This window comes from Marinomonas sp. G8-14 (assembly GCF_055808935.1).
In genome coordinates this window covers 2,590,829-2,607,794 of sequence record NZ_CM147891.1, presented here as the reverse complement: position 1 = coordinate 2,607,794, position 16,966 = coordinate 2,590,829, and the positions used below count along the sequence as shown (strand labels likewise).

The window sequence follows — 16,966 nt, the reverse complement described above, 5'->3', positions numbered from 1 at the left end:
TACCATGAGTGAAATAACAAAACGTCGCTTACGTCTTGGTATGGTAGGTGGTGGTGAAGGGGCATTTATCGGTGAAGTACATCGCTTTGCGGCGCGTCTAGATGACCATTATGAGCTGGTGGCGGGGGCGTTATCGAGTCAGCATGACAAGGCTGAGCGTTCGGCCAAGGCGCTTGGTATTGCGCGGTCCTACGTGGATTTTGAAGCCATGGCGCAACAAGAAAGCGAGCGTGAAGACGGCATTGAAGTGGTGTCTATTGTGACCCCCAATCATTTGCATGCACCGGTGGCAATGGCGTTTCTACAACGAGACATTCATGTCATTTGCGATAAACCTCTCACAGCAACCCTTGCTGAGGCAAAAGCGTTGTCTCAAGTGGCAGAAGCAAGTCAAGCGCAGTTTTTATTAACTCATAATTATTCTGCCTATCCCATGGTGCGCGAAGCACGTGCCATGGTGAAAGAAGGCAAGCTAGGTAACATTCGTTCTATTCAAGTGGAATATGCGCAGGATTGGTTAACGCATTCATTAGAGCAAACGGGCAACAAGCAAGCGGTTTGGCGTTCGGACCCGGCGCAAGCGGGGTTGGCTGGCTGTGTAGGGGACATTGGTAGTCATGCCTATCAGCTAGCCTGTTTTGTGGCGAATACACAGGCAAAAGAAGTGTTAGCGGACTTATCCAGTTGGGTTGACGGAAGATTGTTGGATGATGAAGCGAATATTCTGCTGCGTTTTGAAAATGGCGCAAAAGGGCATCTTTGGGCCAGCCAAGTCGCACCTGGCAATGAGAATGCGTTGACGCTACGGGTTTATGGCGATCAAGCGGGGATAGAGTGGCATCAGGAGACGCCGAATGAATTGATATATTCTGTGTTAGGAGAACCAAGCCAACGTCTTAGACGCGGCAATGGTTATTTGAGTGACGCGGCGGCGTCGGTGTCGCGTATTCCTTCCGGTCATCCCGAAGGTTATTTAGAGGCGTTCGCGAATCTATATTGTGAATTTGCCGAGCAACTGCTGACCGCCACGACTAATCCCCATTTACCTACTCTGGCGACCGGGTTGCACGGCATGCGCTTTATCACGGCCAGTGTGTATTCGAGCCAAAACAATGGTCTCTGGGTTCCGATTGGTCATTAGGTTTATATGCGGCTTTTCTTAGCTTGCTGTATACTCTCAGTTACATTGCTAATTGAGTCATAGGAACACATTAATATGGTCGGAACACAAGTAAATAACCCTTTGCATGGCGTGAAACTGGAGAAGATAGTGACGGATCTAGTGGCGCATTATGGTTGGGAAGAGCTGGCGATTCGCATCAATATTAATTGTTTTAAAAGTGACCCATCGGTTAAGTCGAGTTTGAAGTTTTTGCGTAAAACGCCGTGGGCGAGAGACAAAGTGGAGGCGCTCTTTCTAGAGACATTTCATTAGAAGCACACTTTGTTTCGGCCTTCGCGCTTGGCTTGATAAAGTTTTTCGTCTGCAGCCCGAAGAAAGTCATTGAACTCCTGTTCGGGTTGCAGTGAACTGATGCCGATACTAACAGTAAGCTTGATGTCTTCTTGGTGGCTATGGAAGGTTTCATCCTCGATCGCTTGCCTTATTTTTTCCGCTTCTTCACTCACTTGTTGATGATCCATGTTTTTCAATAAGATAATAAACTCTTCACCGCCTAGGCGGTAGACTTCTTGGACTTGCTTAGATTGGCCAAGGATGTTCGCTACTGTGATCAGCACGGCGTCACCAATATCATGGCCGAATTTGTCATTGATGTTTTTGAAACGATCAATGTCAATGAGTAGCATATGTATATGGATAAACTGCTTTTGGATGAGAGCAAAGTCGTTTTCGAGTGCGTGACGATTACACACTCCCGTTAAAGCATCTTGTAAGGCAAGAGAGTGCAGAAAAGAACTGACTTTTCGACGTTGTACTTCGTAGAGATGGCACACCAGCCAGATGGCAATGTAGACCAAGCTAAAATTAAACAAAGTTCGATAGGGCATGTAGAGGTTGGTGTCTGCACGTGTAAACAATATTGCTGCCGATAGCGCCATTACAAGCGCACTGAAGTAAAAGCCTTTTCTTAAACCAAATAAACTGTAATACCAGATGGGTAACGCCATACACCAAAAAATAGAGCCCGCAACCAGATCCATCATCGATGCTGAGAGTAAAATATTAACGGTTAATATCACCATTAAGGCGTATCTATGCCAAGATCTGTATTGCTGTTTCAAGGAAGCGTAAAAACAATAACCACCAAATAGCGCAGCAAAAAGCTGAATAACCCCAAGGTCTAGCTTTTGCATTAACAGCATATTGAGCAAAAAATAAACACTGTGCAGTGCACAGAGAAGGGCGCTGAGCCATTTATGTAATACTTCTGGAGGGACTGAAGTGTGTGGGTACTGCCTAGCACTCATGGATAGACTCGTTCAAAAAAGTAGAATTGACAAAGCACTAAATGGCCTCAGTAATACTCATCGATCCATAATGAACTAAATTACGCCCTTTATTTTTTGCCGAGTAAAGGTTTTTATCTGCGGTACGTAAAAATTCTCGGAAAGTCTGTCCTTTTTTAAGCTGAGCGATACCAATGCTGACTGTGATTTTGATATTTTGTTGGTACGTCCTAAATACCGCATTTTCAACACTTTTACGGATGGACTCGGCAAAGTCGAAAGCTTGTGTAGCGGAATGGCCTTTAAGAACAATAAGAAACTCTTCCCCACCAATACGATAAACATTGTGGCTTTGAATACAATCTTGCAGTAATTCGGCAATTTCAACCAATACTTGGTCGCCAATATCATGCCCAAATTCATCGTTTACGCTTTTAAAATGATCGATATCAAGGATTAATAAGCGTGTTTCTTCTTGTTTCGTTTGAAACGAGTCGTCTGATTGTTTATTGAACCCGTCAAAAAAAATCTTTAACGCATGGCGATTTTGTGTGCCAGTTAGAGGGTCTTGAAAAGCCATCTTGTAGAGTAATAAGCTACTTTTTGTGTACTGAGTTTCGTATAAATAGCAAATGGCATAAGAAAAGAAATAGGCAAGTACGAAGTTAAGAACCGAACGATATGGAATATAATTTTCTGTTTCAGATTTTACAAATAGCATCATCAGTATGGGAAACGACAAGAGTATGGTGAAGACTAATCCCTGTTTGGCTCCAACTAATAAGCAGTACAAGGGCGGTAATAGTAGCAGCCAGTAGATGGATCCAGCTCTTAAATCAGCCAAGTAAAAGGTGGAGAATGTTGTCACGGTCAGTGAAAGGATCAGTGAAAAACGGTGCCATTTTTCGATCTTTTTTTGGTGGGCAGCGGCAAAAAAATAAAGACTCAAGGCTCCGAAAATACCATCCACCATACCGATGATGATTTGGTTTAACAGGGCAATGTTCAGAAAACAGAAGAAAAACATGAGACCGCTACTGGTTAGACTTAACCATTTGTGCAGGGTGTCTCTGGTTTCCAACAGTAAGAAGTTTGTTTGAGTCGTCATATTGCCATTTTCTGCATATAAAATAATCAGTAAAGGATTTTGAGCGACATATTCTCTCTCAAAAATATAGACGAGTTAGATTTATTTAAGTAACAATTTGTTACCGATCGGGGTGAACTCATTGGCAGCATGAATCAAAGATTGCGCAGTTAACATTTCAACACCATACACTTCGACTTTGGTGTGATATTTGTCTCTGAGAGTTTTAGCAAGAATGTCAAAATCGCCATCGCCAGACAACAAAACCAATACATCACTATCTTTGCCATACTCTATGCCATCAATAGCGATACCCACATCCCAATCGCCTTTGGCAGAGCCATCAGAGCGCTGGATAAACGGCTTTAATTTTACCTCGAAGCCAATGGCTCTAAGAATGTTTTGAAACTGACGCTGTTTGTCATCTCCTCTATCTATGGCATAGGCGATGGCTTTAGTGACATTTCTTCCTTCCGTCGCCTGTTGCCAAAAAGCGTTGTAGTCAAAAGAGCGCCCAAAGGCTTGTCTTGTTGTGTAATAGACATTTTGAACATCGACTAAAATAGTCACATTGGTCATGGTATTCCTATGGCTGTATGAGTAAAAAAGAGAAGAAAGTAACACGTTACAAGTATTTGTATTGAAAAGAAATCATAAAACGAGATAGGGCAGGGGCGATAAATCTAAAAATATCCCCACTATGCTCATTAGACTCATTTTTATTGAATAACGGAGTGACGCATTATGTCTGGATTTGACCCCGATCATCAGTTTGGGTCCCTTACGCCAAGGGAAGAGAACGCCAAAAGCAATGTGGTGATCGCTTATATTTTTATGCTGTTAGGTATCTTTACTGGTATATTTTGGCTGATTGGTGCTATCTGGGCCATGGTAAAAGTAAGCGACGCTCGCAGCACAAAGTTTGAAGACCATTACGCCAATATTATCAGTACTTTTTGGTGGGGGATTTTCTGGGGGATTATTGGGGTAGTACTCGCCTTATTTTTTATTGGTTACATTATCTTATTTGCTGTCTGGGTTTGGTCGATTTTTAGAATGGTAAAAGGGATTGCCAGAGCCACATCGAATCAGTCATACCGTGACATGTTCAATCCCTTTTAAGCTAAGCGAATCATTGGTGGCTTTGTATGGTGATTCGGCTATTTTTATAAAGCGAGCCTTCGTTTGCCAATAAGGTCAGCTCTTTCACACTGGTGGGAGTAGAAGGCAACAAAGACAGGGTTAGTTGCTTAGGGGTCTCTATAAAAGTTTGTAAAGACGTTGCAATCTGTTTGGCTTCTGGTGAGTTGGCAGGCGCGAATCCTACGGTTTGACTGGCTAATAGCAAGGCATCTTCTAGGTTGATCCGATTTTTTTGATTAGAAGAAGATAGAGAAAACAAGCGATGGATTAAACCAGACTCTTCGTATTTTATATCTAAAGAACGCAATTCAATGGCTTCACCATAAATAATCGGTAGCGCTTCTGGTTGACCCAATGCGAAAGAGGCGAGTATGTCAGAACGAAGGTCTGATAGCGTAAAATGCTGATCTAAAAGTCGAATGTTAGACATTAACGTTAGCTTGCCTGCATCCTTTATATCTAGTTTGAGTTCAGAGACAATGCCTTCGTCTTGAATCGTTGAAGAAAAAGAGCCTTTACCCAATAGCGTGTTCATTCCTGCTGAACGCATTAATGTGCCCGTTTTTCTTGATAGGCTATCAATGGGGCTTTCCTGTATCCAAAAATCTATGTCTAAGTTCGGATGTTTAACAAGGTAGCTATTGAAGGAAATACGCGCGAAGATAAGGAGTGGTGAATCTTCAGCGCCAACTTTAACGCCTTCAAGCGACGGTGTTAGAGTGAAAGGGTTAAAATAGACTTGCTGATAATGCACAAACTCTGTCAGTCCAGAGTGTTCTAATTGTTCCTGGATTTTTTGTTCGGCGTATTGTGCTCCGAAGCGCTGAACCGCATACAGCCCTAGTATTGCAAAACAAGACAGTAAGATAAAATACGTTAGGAACTTGCCTAAAATAGTTTGAAACTTTGAAGTTCTATTCAATGTCATAGTCCAGTCAGAAAGTTAACGGGCGAAGCGGGTCAACCAATCCATGATAGTGATTTGTCGTTAGGCAAGATTCTAACGGAAAATGCGTATCATGGACAAAATTTACTCTTATTTATTCACAAGGAGTGCGTTATTTCATCTTTGATTCCCTCACAAGAGGATTTATGGTTTCTGCCGTTAGGTGGTACGGGCGAGATCGGCATGAACATGAATCTGTATGGCCATGATGGTCAATGGTTAATGGTTGATTGTGGCGTGTCATTTAATGAACCGTTGACCCCTGATGATCTGCGCACATCCGAAATAGTGTGTGCTGATCCGCGTTTTATTAGCGAGCAGAAAGAGCGTTTGGTTGGCATCGTTATTACGCACGCCCATGAAGATCATGTGGGCGCTTTGCCATTTTTGTGGCGACGTTTCAAATGTCCCGTTTATACCACTGCGTTTACGGCCGAAGTGTTGCGACGTAAATTGGTTCAAGTGGGCTTAACGGATCAAGTCCCCATTATTGAAGTGGCAGAAAATGAGAGCAAAAAAATCGGTGTATTCAACGTCAAATGGTTGGGGCTGACTCACTCGATACCAGAACCTTTCGGTATGACGATAGCAACGTCAGCGGGCAAGGTATTTCATACAGGGGATTGGAAGATTGATAAAAAGCCCCTGTTGGGTGACGCTTTCTCCCCCACTGCATTTAAAGCCTTGGCTAAAGATAATATTCTTGCCATGGTCTGTGATTCAACGAATGCTTTAAAAGAAGGCTTTTCGCCCTCTGAAAGTGATTGTTACGATGGCTTGCTAAACACCATCGCCGCAGAAAAGAACCGCGTGGTAGTCGGGTGTTTCAGTAGTAACGTGGCACGTTTGGTCGCACTGGGTCGCGTGGCAAAAGAAACTGGTCGTTATCTTGCCTTAATAGGACGCTCTCTCACCAACATGGTCAGTGCCGCACGTGTCACAGGGCATTGGCCGGATGACTTGCCTATTATCGAGGCGGCTCATCTTGGTTATTTGCCAAAAGAAGAAGTATTGGCGGTGGTGACTGGAAGTCAAGGTGAGCCAAGAGCCACCTTAAATCGTTTGGCAGCAGACAATTGTTTTGATCTAAGCTTGGACGCGGATGACTTGGTGATTTTCAGCGCCATGCGTATTCCCGGTAATGAACAAGCGATCGATAGATTAGTGGCGCAATTCAAGGGGCGAAAAATACGCACATTACAGGCCCATGAAACAAACTTAATGATCCATGTAAGTGGTCATCCATGCCGTGAAGAGCTTAAGCAACTTTATGCTTGGGTTCAGCCACAAATTGCCATTCCAGTCCATGGCGAGCCAAAACATTTGGACGCCAATGCAGACGTGGCGAGACTTAGCCATGTTCCTCAACAGCTTGTTGGTCGCAATGGCGATTTGTATCAACTAGCGCCAAGCGTTAGTGTACGTCGTCAGCAAGTAAAAGTGGGACGTATTGCATTGCTTAGATAGAAGGTGCCTGATTATATTTTCGTGCTGATATCGTGCCAATTATAAAAAAGTTTCTGCCTGGCCTTGGCTTTCGAAAATAGAGGCACCTTGTTCTACCAATAGATTTTTTAGGTTCTTGACGGGCAGAGATAAGTAACTGTCTTTGCGGCTAATGACATTATATTGCCTTTGCATGTTTAGCTCTTTGATTGGGACTTCTTTTAGGTATTGTCCTGATGTATCTGGAAAGCTTAAATTACGTCTTGATATGAAGCTGAGTAGATCTGTTTGCATGATGACGGATGGAATCATCAAGAGTAAATTGGTTTCAATCTGTACTTCTGGTTTGGGTAAGCCGTTTAATTCAAAGGCTCGGTCTAACCATTGCCTACTCATAACAGATGGCGGCGCTAACACCCATTTATGCTGACTGAGTTTATTTAAACTAACTTTTTCTTGAAATACTTTGTGGGAACTATTGGCTACAACAACCATGGTGTCTTGGTAGAAAGGTATCCACTCAAAGTTTTCGTGTAAATCAGCGTTTAGTCCAATCACTAAATCAATTTCGCGTTTTTCTAGTTGTTCATATAGAACGTCTGTTTGTCCTATTACGGCTTTCAACTGCACATCAGGAAAGTTTTTTGTCAGTATTTTGGTGATCGGTAATATGAGGTGGTGTGCTGCGGTAGGCACCACGCCAAGTCTAATTTGTCCATGCTCGTTACTATCGAACTCCTTAATTTCCTTAACGATATCGTTGGCGTTGTTGAGTATTTTGTGGGACCTAAGGAGCAGCAGTTCCCCAGAAGGGCTGAGTTTTATGTTTCTTCCATTTTTAATAAATAGTTGTGTATTTAGGCTTCTTTCTAGGCGACGAATGCTTTCTGTTAAGGCGGGTTGTGTTTTGTGGAGCTGAGCAGCGGCCTTGCCAACATGACCTAATGTCGCAATACATTGAAAGTAATAAAGGTCTCGTAAATCTAATTGATCAAATATATTTATCATTTATTAAAAAATAACGATTAGTATTTATCGATGATATCTAATATTAATTCTTTAAGACAGCTTAAAGAGATATTTCTCTTTACTGTTAAACTTATAAAAATAATGTTTAAAAAGGTCACACCATTATGTCATTGCTTAAAACTGTCCTCACAGGAGCAGTCATTTCGTCTATGTTTGTCTCCTTAGGCGCTAATGCTGTAGATTATCCAACACATCCTATCACTATGGTTGTTCCTTACGGCGCTGGCGGAACTACGGATATTTCTGCCCGTAAGCTTTCCAGTTTGGCGGAAGCCGAATTAGGGCAACCTATCGTTATTGAGAACCGCCCAGGTGGCAGTGGTACTAACGCTATGCGTGCTGTTACTAAAGCCAAAAAAGATGGTTATACGCTGATCGCAACAACCTCTTCTCCTTTGTTTGTTACACCTGCTGTTCGTCCTGTTGGCTATGACTCTGTTAAAGATTTTACACCAATCCTCAATTACTCAGGCCCATATCATGGTGTGTTAGTGCAAGCTGATAGTCCGTACCAATCTTTTGATGAATTAATGGCCGCTGCTAAGTCTGGCACATCTATTAGCTATGGTACGGCTGGCGCTATGGGCGGACCGCATCTGTCCTTTGAATTAATTGCCCGTGAAACCAGAGCCAAACTTAAACATGTCCCTTTTAACGGTGCGGGATCGGCAACAGCCGCATTGCTTGGTGGTCATGTTGATGTGGCACTAGTACCTGCTTATCGGGATCTGGTCTTAGATTCAAAGCTCAGATTGTTAGGTGTGTTAGATGATAGTCGTGACCCAGACTTTGCATCCGTTCCAACTCTAAAAGAGGCTGGATATGATGTCGAGTTTCCGTCTGTGGTTGGTGTGATGGCACCAGCTGGAACAGATCCTAAAATCGTAGCCAAGCTTGAAGCGACGTTTACGAAAGTAGCTAACTCTGACGAATTTAAAGAGTTTATGACGAAGTTAAATCAGCCAGTTAGGGTGATGACGGGTAAGAAACTCGGGGAAACCATTAAGATGAACCTTGAGAATTTTCGTGAAGTTGCTAAAGAGTTGAGTCAGAAGTAATGAATTTGTACATGTCAAAGCTATTGGCAAGAAGTGGATTGCAGTCTCTTATTTGTCTGATGTTAGCTGTTTTCGCTGGGGTTGGACTTTGCTTGCTTGATTCACAAGTGCAAGTCTTTGGCTTTGGTGATTCCTTATTCGATGCGCGGTTTTTTCCGCGCATCGTGCTTGTTTTCATTTTGGTTTTAGCTTTGTTGTCAGGCATGGCTAGAGCGAAAAAAATGGATGAGCCAATTGGCTCTCTTGTTGGATGGGGACGGGTGTTTCTTGTTGTTGGGGTTATTAGCTTGGTATTATGGTTTATGCTGAGTGTTGGTTTTTTACTTAGCTCATTTGTGGTCGCTAGTGTGACAGCGTTTATCCTTGGTGAGCGAGATATTAAGCTATGTGTCGGCCTCCCTCTTCTTATTGCTGCAATCATAACCTTTGGTGCCCAATATGGGCTGATCATTCCTTTACCATAATCCTGTAAGTGGAGTTTTCTTAACATGTTACTTGATGCTTTGAATGCATTAATGGATATCTGGGTATTGGTTGCGGCTGTTGTCGGAATAGTAACGGGTATTATTATTGGCGCGATTCCAGGACTTGGGCCGACAATGGCCATAGCTCTTTTGATTCCAGTTACTTTTACTATGCCTCCCATACCAGCGATTACCTTGTTACTTGGAGTCTATCAAGGCGCCATCTTTGGTGGTTCCATCTCTGCTATTTTGTTAAATGTACCAGGCACACCTTCTTCTGCTGCGACCGCCATTGATGGCCATGCTATGGCCAAAAGAGGTGAGGGCGGACGTGCTTTACGTATTGCGCTTTATGCCAGTGTAGCGGGCAATATATTTAGTTGTCTTGTTTTGATTGTATTGGCGGAGCCACTTGCCTCCATGGCTTTGAACTTTGGCCCAGCTGAAATGGCCGCGCTGATGTTTTTTGCCCTTCTTGTCATTGTCTTGTTTGGTGGTGGGGTTCGTTTAGATGCGGCCTTGATGGTGTTACTAGGCGTGTTTGCTGGCATCGTAGGGTTAGACCCAATTGAAGGTACACCACGTTTTACCTTTGATAGTTTTGCGATGGAGAACGGTTTGCAGCTAATTCCTGTATTGGTTGGGCTGTTTGCTATGTCGGAGGTGTTTCTGAAGTTATTTGAGCGTCGCAGTGCAAATCAAGGGGACATGGACATACCGGAAATCTTGCCAAGCAAGGTGCGCTTTATTGATATGTGGCGCATGCGTGCAACCTTGCTTTGGTCTTCAGTAATAGGAACCTTTGTGGGAATTTTGCCTGGGATAGGTTCAACGGTACCTGCATTTATGAGCTATAGCTTAGCACGAGGCTCGTTCAAAGGAACCGAATAAATTTGGTGAAGGGGCGGACGAAGGTGTTGCGGCTCCAGAAGCAGCCAATAATGCGGTTACGGGTGGTGCGCTGATACCAACATTGGCTTTGGGTATTCCAGGTGATGCAGTGACAGCGGTTATTCTTGGGGCTTTTATGTTGCAAGGGTTGGCGCCAGGACCATTTTTATTCCGTGATTATGGGATTGAAGTGTATGCCATCTTCGAAGCTCTGATCTTGTCTTCAATTCCAACCATTATATTTGGTTTGTTGCTGTTTAAAATTGCCGTGCATGTAATACGAATTCAGCCACGCCATTTGTTTCCAACCATCACCATATTGGCTTTATTGGGCGCCTTTTCCGTGAATAATAGTCTAGTTGATGTTTGGGTTATGTTAGGGGCAGGTTTTGTTGGATTCCTATTGCGTCGAGGTGGTTTTCCATTGCCTCCTCTTCTTATAGGTTTGATTCTTGGTACACCTCTTGAACGGAGTGTTCGTCAGGCATTGCTAACGAGTAATGGTAGTTTGGATATTTTCTGGCACTCAAATATTGCTTTATCAATATTTGGTTTAACCACAATCTGTATAGTGATCAGTGTGGCGATTTCAGTATTTAAAAATAAGCCTCAAAAAGGATCGTCTGATGTCTGATGCTGATTTCATCCTATGCGATAGCCACATGCATGTTTTTAGTCATGACGAAGTGATCCAATCTTCCAAGTATGTCGCACCTGCTAAAGATCTGTCTGATTTCATTGTAGAGGCAACCACAAAAGACATTGGTCGAGCCGTGGTAATACAAGCTTCTATCGATGGGACGGATAATTCTAGGTTACTGGAGACGCTGTTACATCACGATCAGTTGTCGTTACGTGGTGTCGCTATGATTGATGAGCAAAGCGGCGATCTTGAGACACTTGCCCATGCCGGAGTGCGGGCGCTGAGGATTCAGGATAGGACACGGCTTGGTATTAATGATCTAGACCGCTTGCCAGAGCTTGCTGCAAAAGGGGCTGAAGTAGATTGGCATGTGGAGATTAATACCGAACCAGCTCGTTACGAACGCTTGAGATCACTTTTGAACACGCTTCCTACTGGTCAATCGGTCATACTCGATCATTTTGGACATTGCGATCCGTATAACCTCGAGCAACGCATTCAGCTATGTCGTTTGCTAGATACGGGGCGCGTATGGATCAAGCTGGCGCCGACTCGGGTGAGTCAGCAAGTTGGTCACTACCAAGATTTAACCTCCATCGTTCAGACTTTAGCGGGACAGTATACGGAACGTTGTCTGTGGGGCAGTGACTGGCCTCATGTGATGACGGCGGAACCCTTGCCAAAAACCACTGATATGCTGAATTTTTATAAAGATGTGCTGACGACTGAGCAGTTTGTTGCCTGTTTTAGTCGCAATCCAGCAAGGCTTTATCGATTTTAGTCAGCTGAAAGCGCGGTTGCGTTTAAAGGAATCGAATGTCTCATTCTTCTAATTCAACTTATCAAGACAAAATGTTGGAAGCTTGGCAGCAACGAATGTTGGTTAACTCGCCAAACCCTAATCCTAATAAAGAATGGCTGTCACAAGTGGAAGAAGCGCCATTATTTCCTGAATTAGCGATTGTCGATGCGCATCATCATCTATGGGATCGTTCTGGTTTTCGGTATTTATTGGAAGAATACGCGGATGACATTGGTTTTAGTGGCCGCAATGTGGTGGCTTCTGTCTTTGTGCAATGCCGCTCCATGTATCGCCAAGATGGGCCAGAAATGATGAGGCCTGTTGGGGAAGTGGAATTTGTCCGTGGCATAGCAGCGCAAGCTCGCAGTGGATATTACGGCAAAACAAAGGTTGCGGCGGCCATTGTGGGTGGTGCTGATTTGTTATTAGGGCGAGAAGTCGCGTCCGTATTGGATGCCATGCAAGAGGCCGGAGGGCGTTTGTTTAAAGGGGTGCGAACGCCAGTTGCCGCCCACCCTGACCCTGTTATTCGCTCCAACCCTGTGCCAGTGTCCGAAGGGCTTATGCTCACAAAGGCGTTTATTGCAGGGGCGGAGCAGTTAGTACAGCGAGGCCTGTTATTGGATTTGTGGGTGTATCAAACCCAGCTGATGGAAGTGGCTAGGCTAGCACAAGCCCTGCCTAACCTACGGATTGTCATCAACCATGCGGGTGGCCCGTTAGGTCTTGGAGCTTATCAATTTGATCGAGAGCGCCACTTTGCTGATTGGCGAGCCGCTCTTACTGCATTGGCGGATTGCCCTAATGTGTTTATTAAATTAGGTGGGTTCGGTATGCCGATAATGGGATTCGAACTCTACTCAAAATCGCAGCCACCCACTTCTGCTGAGTTGGCTCGTTGTATCTCTCCTTATATCAATACCTGTATTGAGCTGTTTGGTTATGAGCGTTGTATGTTTGAGAGTAATTTTCCTGTTGATAAAGGCAGTTATTCCTATGGCGTGCTGTGGAATGCATTTTGTCGAGTAGCTGAATACTGGACTGCTCAAGATCGCGATCAAGTGTTTCATGCAACGGCAAGTCGCCTGTATCAAATCGATAGGGAAAAGTGACTCAAAAAGTGTTTTGTAACAAGGTAAAACTGCAAAAAAAGGCGTGAATGAAGTCATTTATAGCCTAGTTATTCACATAAAATAAATCTAAAAGGTGAAAAATGAAAAAACGGAAACCAACCTCAATAATCTCTGCAATAGTATTGGCCACCTCGCTCTCTGCATCTTTGAGTGTTGCGAGCGAATACCCTGAAAAATCGGTGGAAGTGATGGTGGGCTATTCTGCTGGCGGTGGAACCGATGTCATGGCACGAACCATTGCTACGCATTTGGAGAGTTATCTTGGCAAAGACGCGGCATTGGTGGTGAAAAATTACCCTGGTGCAGGTGGTCAAATCGGTTTCACAAAAGTGGCGACAGCAGATGCCGATGGTTATACCTTGAGTACGATGAATCTACCGGCGGCATTGGCTCTAACCTATGACCGCAAGGCTGATTACAATGCTGACAGTTTTACTTGGTTGGCGAATCTTGTCTCCGACCCTAATACCTTGGTGGTTAGTAAAGACTCTGGCATCACTTCGGTTGAGCAGTTAATTCAAGTTGCGCAGAAAAAGCAGGGGGCGATGACAGTCGGCTTGGCCGCATTGGGGGGAACGATCATTTTTCAGCAATCCAATTTGCTAAAGCTGCTAACATTAAGTTAACACATGTTCCTTTTAAAGGGGCCGCCATGGCTCGTACTTCGATCATGGGTGAGCATGTGGATATGGGAACCATGGCATTTAGTCAAACGGTGGGTTTTGATGACGAGCTACGTGTATTGGCAATCCTGTCTGATAAGCGTTTGCCTCAAGCACCAAATGTTCCAACAGCTAAGGAACTTGGTTACAACGTGGTCATGGGGTCGTACCGTGGCTTGGTAGCTCCTGCTGGTTTACCAGAAGCTACCCTGAAAAAGTTAAAAGTAGCGCTTGATAAACTTTCAGAGGACCCTGATTTTCTTGAGGATATGAAGAACCGCGGCACGCCTGTTCAGTACAATAGTGGTGTTGCTTATGAATTTTTAGCGCAAGAGCAAAATGAAATCGCTAAAAAGATTTGGCAAGAAACGCCTTGGAAATAATTAACCGTTAAAGCTAGACGAGGGGTTTTATCTAAAGCCCTCGTTGTGCAATTCAGCTCTTTTTTAAGCTGTCCCTTTGACTCGAGGAATGCCATGCGAGCCGCACTGTTCGGCTAGATGATTGTGTAATTCTTCGATAATAACTTTTCGAGGGTTATTGATGCGCTCCACAATGCCTATTTTTCGTGAAATCTGAGGGGAGCCAAACTCAATTTTTTTAGGCTGGCCATTTCTGGTTCCTGAAGAAACATATGTGGAACAATGGTGATGCCTAAGCCGCTACGAACACAGGTTATGAGAGCATTGATAGTATCCACTTCTGCGACATCACTGGTAATGACTCCCAAAGATGAAAGTTCCGTATCAATCACATTTGCTAAGGGAACGGCGCTTTTAAAGCGAATGAAAGGGTACTCATTGAGCATTTCTTTCAGTGGAAGTACTTCCATGTCTTCTGGTAAAACCACCCAAAGCGGTTCATCTAAAAATGGTTGCCAATTTAAATGCTGAGGAATGCTAATGTGCTCAGCGATGATAGCGGCGTCCAAATGTCCTGATGCCACATCCGACACTAATTGTGAAGACAGTCCGATACGCAGGTTTGTTTTTAAATCTGGGTATTTTGAACGCATTTTGACCATAGCACCCGGTACGACATTGACCGCGCTTGAGCGCACAGAGCCAATCATCAAGGTCCCAGAGATTAAATCTCCTCGTAAAGAGAGTTTAGTGTCCTCTTCCAATCGTATGATCTTGTTTGCCATCTCAACCACTTGCAAGCCTTGTGGTGTGAAAGTGGGTGGCCGAGTGCTTCGATCAAATAACTCTGTTCTAAGTTCTTGTTCTAAAGAAACAACTTGTTGTCCAACCGCCGCGGCCGTCAAATTTACTTTCTCTGCAGCTTGAGAAAAAGTGCCGTACTTGTGGATAGCAAGCAAAGTTTTCAGATGTCTTGTGTTCATATATAAAGAAAATCTTTATTAAATGTAAATAATTATTCGATATATTAAAGCAAATCTTTTTTGTAGTCTATTTGTATAAATTTTAAAGCGTTTTTACATAACGTTCTGACGTTTTCTCTAATAGCTTTTCTATACGATGATAAAAACAATATGACAAAGAAAAATATTCTTGTTACAGGTCCTAGCTTGGCGCCTAGTGCGATAAAATTTTTAGAGGAAAAGGGTTATAGCCCTATTCATACTCCTCCTTATGCGGACAGCGAAGTGATTGCTGGTCTACTCCGTGAAACGCAAGCGGTCGGTATTATCTCCCGGATGGGACGACTAGATGCTGATACTCTCGATGCGGGTCTTCCTCACTTAAAAGTCATTGCCAAACATGGTGTCGGTGTAGACAACATCGATATTGAAGCCGCTGCGCAACGCAACATTCCTGTAGTGGTGGCAACGGGGGCAAATGCCGTATCGGTAGCTGAACATACCATCGCCTTAATGTTTTCTACCGTTAAACGCGTGTTGTCTCTTGATAGTAGTCTTCGTGCTGGCCGCTGGGAAAAGCCTGGGTTCTCTGGGGTTGAGCTGGCGAATAAAAACATGGGCTTGTTCGGCATGGGAGCGATTGCTCAAGCGACAGCCAAAATGGCGAAAGGCTTTGGTTTGAACTTATTTGGTTATGACCCATACGCGAGTGATACCGTGTTTGCAGAGTATGGCGTTACTCGTTGCGACAGTATCGAAGCTTTGTTGGCGAAGAGCCATGTGTTAAGTCTACATTGCCCTCTAACCGAGCAAACTCGCGAGATTATTAATGCCGAAAATATTGCTCGTATGCCAAAGGGCAGTTACATCGTGAATACCGCTCGTGGTGGTTTGATTGATGAAGCGGCCTTAGTTGTAGCCATTCAATCAGGTCATCTTGCTGGTGCAGGACTTGATACCTTTGCGGTAGAGCCACCAACAGCTGATCACCCATTCCTAAAAGAAGACACTATAGTTGTGACCCCACATATTGGTGGCGTAACCACGGAAGGTAGTACTCGTGTCAGTGAAGATGCCGTTGCTGGTGTCGTGGCTATTGTTGAAGGTGAGCGCCTACCTGCACATCGCATTATTAACCGCAAATTGTTAGCAGACCCAGCACAGTTTGTGCAGCAAGGAGAATAAAAAATGTCCATTGGTTTTCAAATATTAAAACGCCAACGCAAAGCGTCAGAGGAAATGATTAAAGCCTTTACAGGCCTTCCTGTAGCAAACGTTTCAGACTCAATGAATCGTGTTTTTGCGGCGGGTCCGACACTTCGTCCAATGCACGCGTCTGGTGCCATGATTGGTTCCGCAATTACGGTCAAATCTCGTCCTGGCGATAACTTGATGCTGCATAAAGCCATTGATATGGCAGAACCAGGTGATGTGATTGTTGTGGATGCGGGTGGTGATTTAAGTAATGCCTTAATGGGTGAACTTATGTTGGCACATGCCATTAACCGTGGTGTTGCTGGTTTTGTTTTGAACGGTGCTATTCGTGATTTGGATGCTTTCGTGGCAACCAACCTACCTACATTCGCAGCAGGTGTAACCCACCGTGGGCCGTACAAAGATGGTCCTGGCGAAATCAATGTGCCGATCAGTATTGATGGCATGGTAATTAACCCAGGCGACATCGTGATTGGTGATTGTGATGGTGTTTTAGCGGTGCCACTTGAGCACGCTGAAGCGATTCTAGCCAGCACAATGGAAAAACAAGACAAAGAAGTGAAGCAAATGGCCGCAATCAAAGCGGGTACGAATGATCGTAGCTGGGTTGATGTTGCTCTAAAAGAAAAAGGCTGCAAATTCCCAGAATAAGCAGCAAGTATTTAGCCAGTCGTTTGTATTTAAATGGCTGGTTATCGACGTGTTTGAACTTTA

At 44.1% G+C, this 16,966-nt stretch carries 19 protein-coding genes and 1 pseudogene; 14 read left to right on the top strand and 6 right to left on the bottom strand.

Annotated features, from left to right (window positions below):
* The first annotated feature begins 4 nt into the window (after positions 1 to 4).
* Both AC0L6V_RS13320 and AC0L6V_RS13315 read left to right on the top strand, forming a co-directional pair.
* Positions 5 to 1,141 carry a Gfo/Idh/MocA family protein gene (locus AC0L6V_RS13320; RefSeq protein WP_265218257.1) on the top strand — a complete coding sequence of 379 codons (1,137 nt, stop codon included), beginning with the start codon at positions 5 to 7 and terminating at the stop codon, positions 1,139 to 1,141.
* A gap of 75 nt (positions 1,142 to 1,216) precedes the next feature.
* Positions 1,217 to 1,435 carry a VF530 family protein gene (locus tag AC0L6V_RS13315; RefSeq protein ID WP_265218258.1) on the top strand — a complete coding sequence of 73 codons (219 nt, stop codon included), beginning with the start codon at positions 1,217 to 1,219 and terminating at the stop codon, positions 1,433 to 1,435.
* Here AC0L6V_RS13315 and AC0L6V_RS13310 read toward each other — a convergent pair.
* The 3 genes from AC0L6V_RS13310 to AC0L6V_RS13300 form a co-directional block, all read right to left on the bottom strand.
* Entirely contained in the window at positions 1,432 to 2,430 is a 999-nt protein-coding gene (locus AC0L6V_RS13310; RefSeq protein ID WP_409418645.1) for a GGDEF domain-containing protein, read from the bottom strand. The genes AC0L6V_RS13315 and AC0L6V_RS13310 overlap by 4 nt on opposite strands.
* Positions 2,431 to 2,467: 37 nt before the next feature.
* Complete coding sequence (locus AC0L6V_RS13305) at positions 2,468 to 3,517, bottom strand: GGDEF domain-containing protein (protein ID WP_409418644.1); 1,050 nt, start codon at positions 3,515 to 3,517, stop codon at positions 2,468 to 2,470.
* Positions 3,518 to 3,598: 81 nt separating this feature from the next.
* A complete protein-coding gene (locus AC0L6V_RS13300) occupies positions 3,599 to 4,075 on the bottom strand; it encodes an NYN domain-containing protein (protein WP_265218260.1) in 477 nt (158 codons plus the stop codon).
* 165 nt (positions 4,076 to 4,240) lie between these two features.
* Between AC0L6V_RS13300 and AC0L6V_RS13295 the strand changes: the two genes are divergently transcribed.
* A complete protein-coding gene (locus tag AC0L6V_RS13295; RefSeq protein WP_265218261.1) occupies positions 4,241 to 4,618 on the top strand; it encodes a DUF4870 family protein in 378 nt (125 codons plus the stop codon).
* 10 nt (positions 4,619 to 4,628) lie between these two features.
* Here AC0L6V_RS13295 and AC0L6V_RS13290 read toward each other — a convergent pair whose 3' ends face one another.
* Positions 4,629 to 5,561 (bottom strand): hypothetical protein, encoded by a 933-nt coding sequence (locus AC0L6V_RS13290; RefSeq protein WP_265218262.1) that lies wholly within the window; start codon positions 5,559 to 5,561, stop codon positions 4,629 to 4,631.
* Between the two features lie 60 nt (positions 5,562 to 5,621).
* On the opposite strand from AC0L6V_RS13290, the gene AC0L6V_RS13285 reads away from it, so the two are divergent.
* The gene (locus AC0L6V_RS13285; RefSeq protein ID WP_265218263.1) at positions 5,622 to 7,052 is read left to right on the top strand and encodes a ribonuclease J; all 1,431 of its coding nucleotides are present in this window, start codon (positions 5,622 to 5,624) and stop codon (positions 7,050 to 7,052) included.
* Positions 7,053 to 7,091: 39 nt separating this feature from the next.
* Here the strand turns inward: AC0L6V_RS13285 and AC0L6V_RS13280 are convergent, their stop codons facing one another.
* Positions 7,092 to 8,039, bottom strand: a complete 948-nt coding sequence (locus AC0L6V_RS13280; RefSeq protein WP_265218264.1) for a LysR family transcriptional regulator — start codon at positions 8,037 to 8,039, stop codon at positions 7,092 to 7,094.
* Positions 8,040 to 8,209: 170 nt separating this feature from the next.
* Here AC0L6V_RS13280 and AC0L6V_RS13275 point away from each other — a divergent pair, with 170 nt between their 5' ends.
* From AC0L6V_RS13275 to AC0L6V_RS13240, 8 genes and pseudogenes are all read left to right on the top strand, one after another.
* Positions 8,210 to 9,118, top strand: a complete 909-nt coding sequence (locus tag AC0L6V_RS13275; RefSeq protein ID WP_418138345.1) for a tripartite tricarboxylate transporter substrate binding protein — start codon at positions 8,210 to 8,212, stop codon at positions 9,116 to 9,118.
* A gap of 11 nt (positions 9,119 to 9,129) precedes the next feature.
* Complete coding sequence (locus AC0L6V_RS13270; RefSeq protein WP_409418642.1) at positions 9,130 to 9,582, top strand: tripartite tricarboxylate transporter TctB family protein; 453 nt, start codon at positions 9,130 to 9,132, stop codon at positions 9,580 to 9,582.
* 24 nt (positions 9,583 to 9,606) lie between these two features.
* Entirely contained in the window at positions 9,607 to 10,473 is an 867-nt protein-coding gene (locus AC0L6V_RS13265) for a tripartite tricarboxylate transporter permease (RefSeq protein WP_418138344.1), read from the top strand.
* Positions 10,474 to 10,516: 43 nt separating this feature from the next.
* A pseudogene (locus AC0L6V_RS13260) lies at positions 10,517 to 11,107 on the top strand (tripartite tricarboxylate transporter permease); the annotation flags it as partial.
* Positions 11,100 to 11,897 (top strand): amidohydrolase family protein, encoded by a 798-nt coding sequence (locus tag AC0L6V_RS13255; protein ID WP_265218268.1) that lies wholly within the window; start codon positions 11,100 to 11,102, stop codon positions 11,895 to 11,897. The pseudogene AC0L6V_RS13260 and the gene AC0L6V_RS13255, both read left to right, overlap by 8 nt.
* Positions 11,898 to 11,932: 35 nt before the next feature.
* Positions 11,933 to 13,030 (top strand): amidohydrolase family protein, encoded by a 1,098-nt coding sequence (locus AC0L6V_RS13250; RefSeq protein WP_265218269.1) that lies wholly within the window; start codon positions 11,933 to 11,935, stop codon positions 13,028 to 13,030.
* A gap of 101 nt (positions 13,031 to 13,131) precedes the next feature.
* The gene (locus tag AC0L6V_RS13245) at positions 13,132 to 13,677 is read left to right on the top strand and encodes a Bug family tripartite tricarboxylate transporter substrate binding protein (protein ID WP_418138343.1); all 546 of its coding nucleotides are present in this window, start codon (positions 13,132 to 13,134) and stop codon (positions 13,675 to 13,677) included.
* Positions 13,617 to 14,096, top strand: a complete 480-nt coding sequence (locus tag AC0L6V_RS13240) for a tripartite tricarboxylate transporter substrate-binding protein (protein ID WP_418139092.1) — start codon at positions 13,617 to 13,619, stop codon at positions 14,094 to 14,096. Before AC0L6V_RS13245 ends, AC0L6V_RS13240 begins: the two co-directional genes overlap by 61 nt.
* 176 nt (positions 14,097 to 14,272) lie before the next feature.
* Here the strand turns inward: AC0L6V_RS13240 and AC0L6V_RS13235 are convergent, their stop codons facing one another.
* Positions 14,273 to 15,058, bottom strand: a complete 786-nt coding sequence (locus AC0L6V_RS13235) for a LysR substrate-binding domain-containing protein (RefSeq protein ID WP_418138342.1) — start codon at positions 15,056 to 15,058, stop codon at positions 14,273 to 14,275.
* A 150-nt stretch (positions 15,059 to 15,208) separates the two neighbouring features.
* Between AC0L6V_RS13235 and AC0L6V_RS13230 the strand changes: the two genes are divergently transcribed.
* Together AC0L6V_RS13230 and AC0L6V_RS13225 are read left to right on the top strand one after the other, a co-directional pair.
* Positions 15,209 to 16,222, top strand: a complete 1,014-nt coding sequence (locus AC0L6V_RS13230; RefSeq protein WP_265218271.1) for a hydroxyacid dehydrogenase — start codon at positions 15,209 to 15,211, stop codon at positions 16,220 to 16,222.
* Between the two features lie 3 nt (positions 16,223 to 16,225).
* Positions 16,226 to 16,903, top strand: coding sequence for an RraA family protein (locus AC0L6V_RS13225; RefSeq protein WP_265218272.1), 678 nt, complete (start codon positions 16,226 to 16,228; stop codon positions 16,901 to 16,903).
* Positions 16,904 to 16,966: the final 63 nt, after the last annotated feature.

Bases quoted from the DNA above. Each gene is read 5' to 3' on its own strand.
- AC0L6V_RS13235 (WP_418138342.1), bottom strand. From the start codon at position 15,058: ATGAACACAAGACATCTGAAAACTTTGCTTGCTATCCACAAGTACGGC.
- AC0L6V_RS13295 (WP_265218261.1), top strand. From the start codon at position 4,241: ATGTCTGGATTTGACCCCGATCATCAGTTTGGGTCCCTTACGCCAAGG.
- AC0L6V_RS13225 (WP_265218272.1), top strand. From the start codon at position 16,226: ATGTCCATTGGTTTTCAAATATTAAAACGCCAACGCAAAGCGTCAGAG.
- AC0L6V_RS13270 (WP_409418642.1), top strand. From the start codon at position 9,130: ATGTCAAAGCTATTGGCAAGAAGTGGATTGCAGTCTCTTATTTGTCTG.
- AC0L6V_RS13305 (WP_409418644.1), bottom strand. From the start codon at position 3,517: ATGACGACTCAAACAAACTTCTTACTGTTGGAAACCAGAGACACCCTG.
- AC0L6V_RS13310 (WP_409418645.1), bottom strand. From the start codon at position 2,430: ATGAGTGCTAGGCAGTACCCACACACTTCAGTCCCTCCAGAAGTATTA.
- AC0L6V_RS13230 (WP_265218271.1), top strand. From the start codon at position 15,209: ATGACAAAGAAAAATATTCTTGTTACAGGTCCTAGCTTGGCGCCTAGT.
- AC0L6V_RS13255 (WP_265218268.1), top strand. From the start codon at position 11,100: ATGTCTGATGCTGATTTCATCCTATGCGATAGCCACATGCATGTTTTT.
- AC0L6V_RS13265 (WP_418138344.1), top strand. From the start codon at position 9,607: ATGTTACTTGATGCTTTGAATGCATTAATGGATATCTGGGTATTGGTT.
- AC0L6V_RS13275 (WP_418138345.1), top strand. From the start codon at position 8,210: ATGTTTGTCTCCTTAGGCGCTAATGCTGTAGATTATCCAACACATCCT.
- AC0L6V_RS13315 (WP_265218258.1), top strand. From the start codon at position 1,217: ATGGTCGGAACACAAGTAAATAACCCTTTGCATGGCGTGAAACTGGAG.
- AC0L6V_RS13245 (WP_418138343.1), top strand. From the start codon at position 13,132: ATGAAAAAACGGAAACCAACCTCAATAATCTCTGCAATAGTATTGGCC.
- AC0L6V_RS13250 (WP_265218269.1), top strand. From the start codon at position 11,933: ATGTCTCATTCTTCTAATTCAACTTATCAAGACAAAATGTTGGAAGCT.
- AC0L6V_RS13300 (WP_265218260.1), bottom strand. From the start codon at position 4,075: ATGACCAATGTGACTATTTTAGTCGATGTTCAAAATGTCTATTACACA.
- AC0L6V_RS13320 (WP_265218257.1), top strand. From the start codon at position 5: ATGAGTGAAATAACAAAACGTCGCTTACGTCTTGGTATGGTAGGTGGT.
- AC0L6V_RS13280 (WP_265218264.1), bottom strand. From the start codon at position 8,039: ATGATAAATATATTTGATCAATTAGATTTACGAGACCTTTATTACTTT.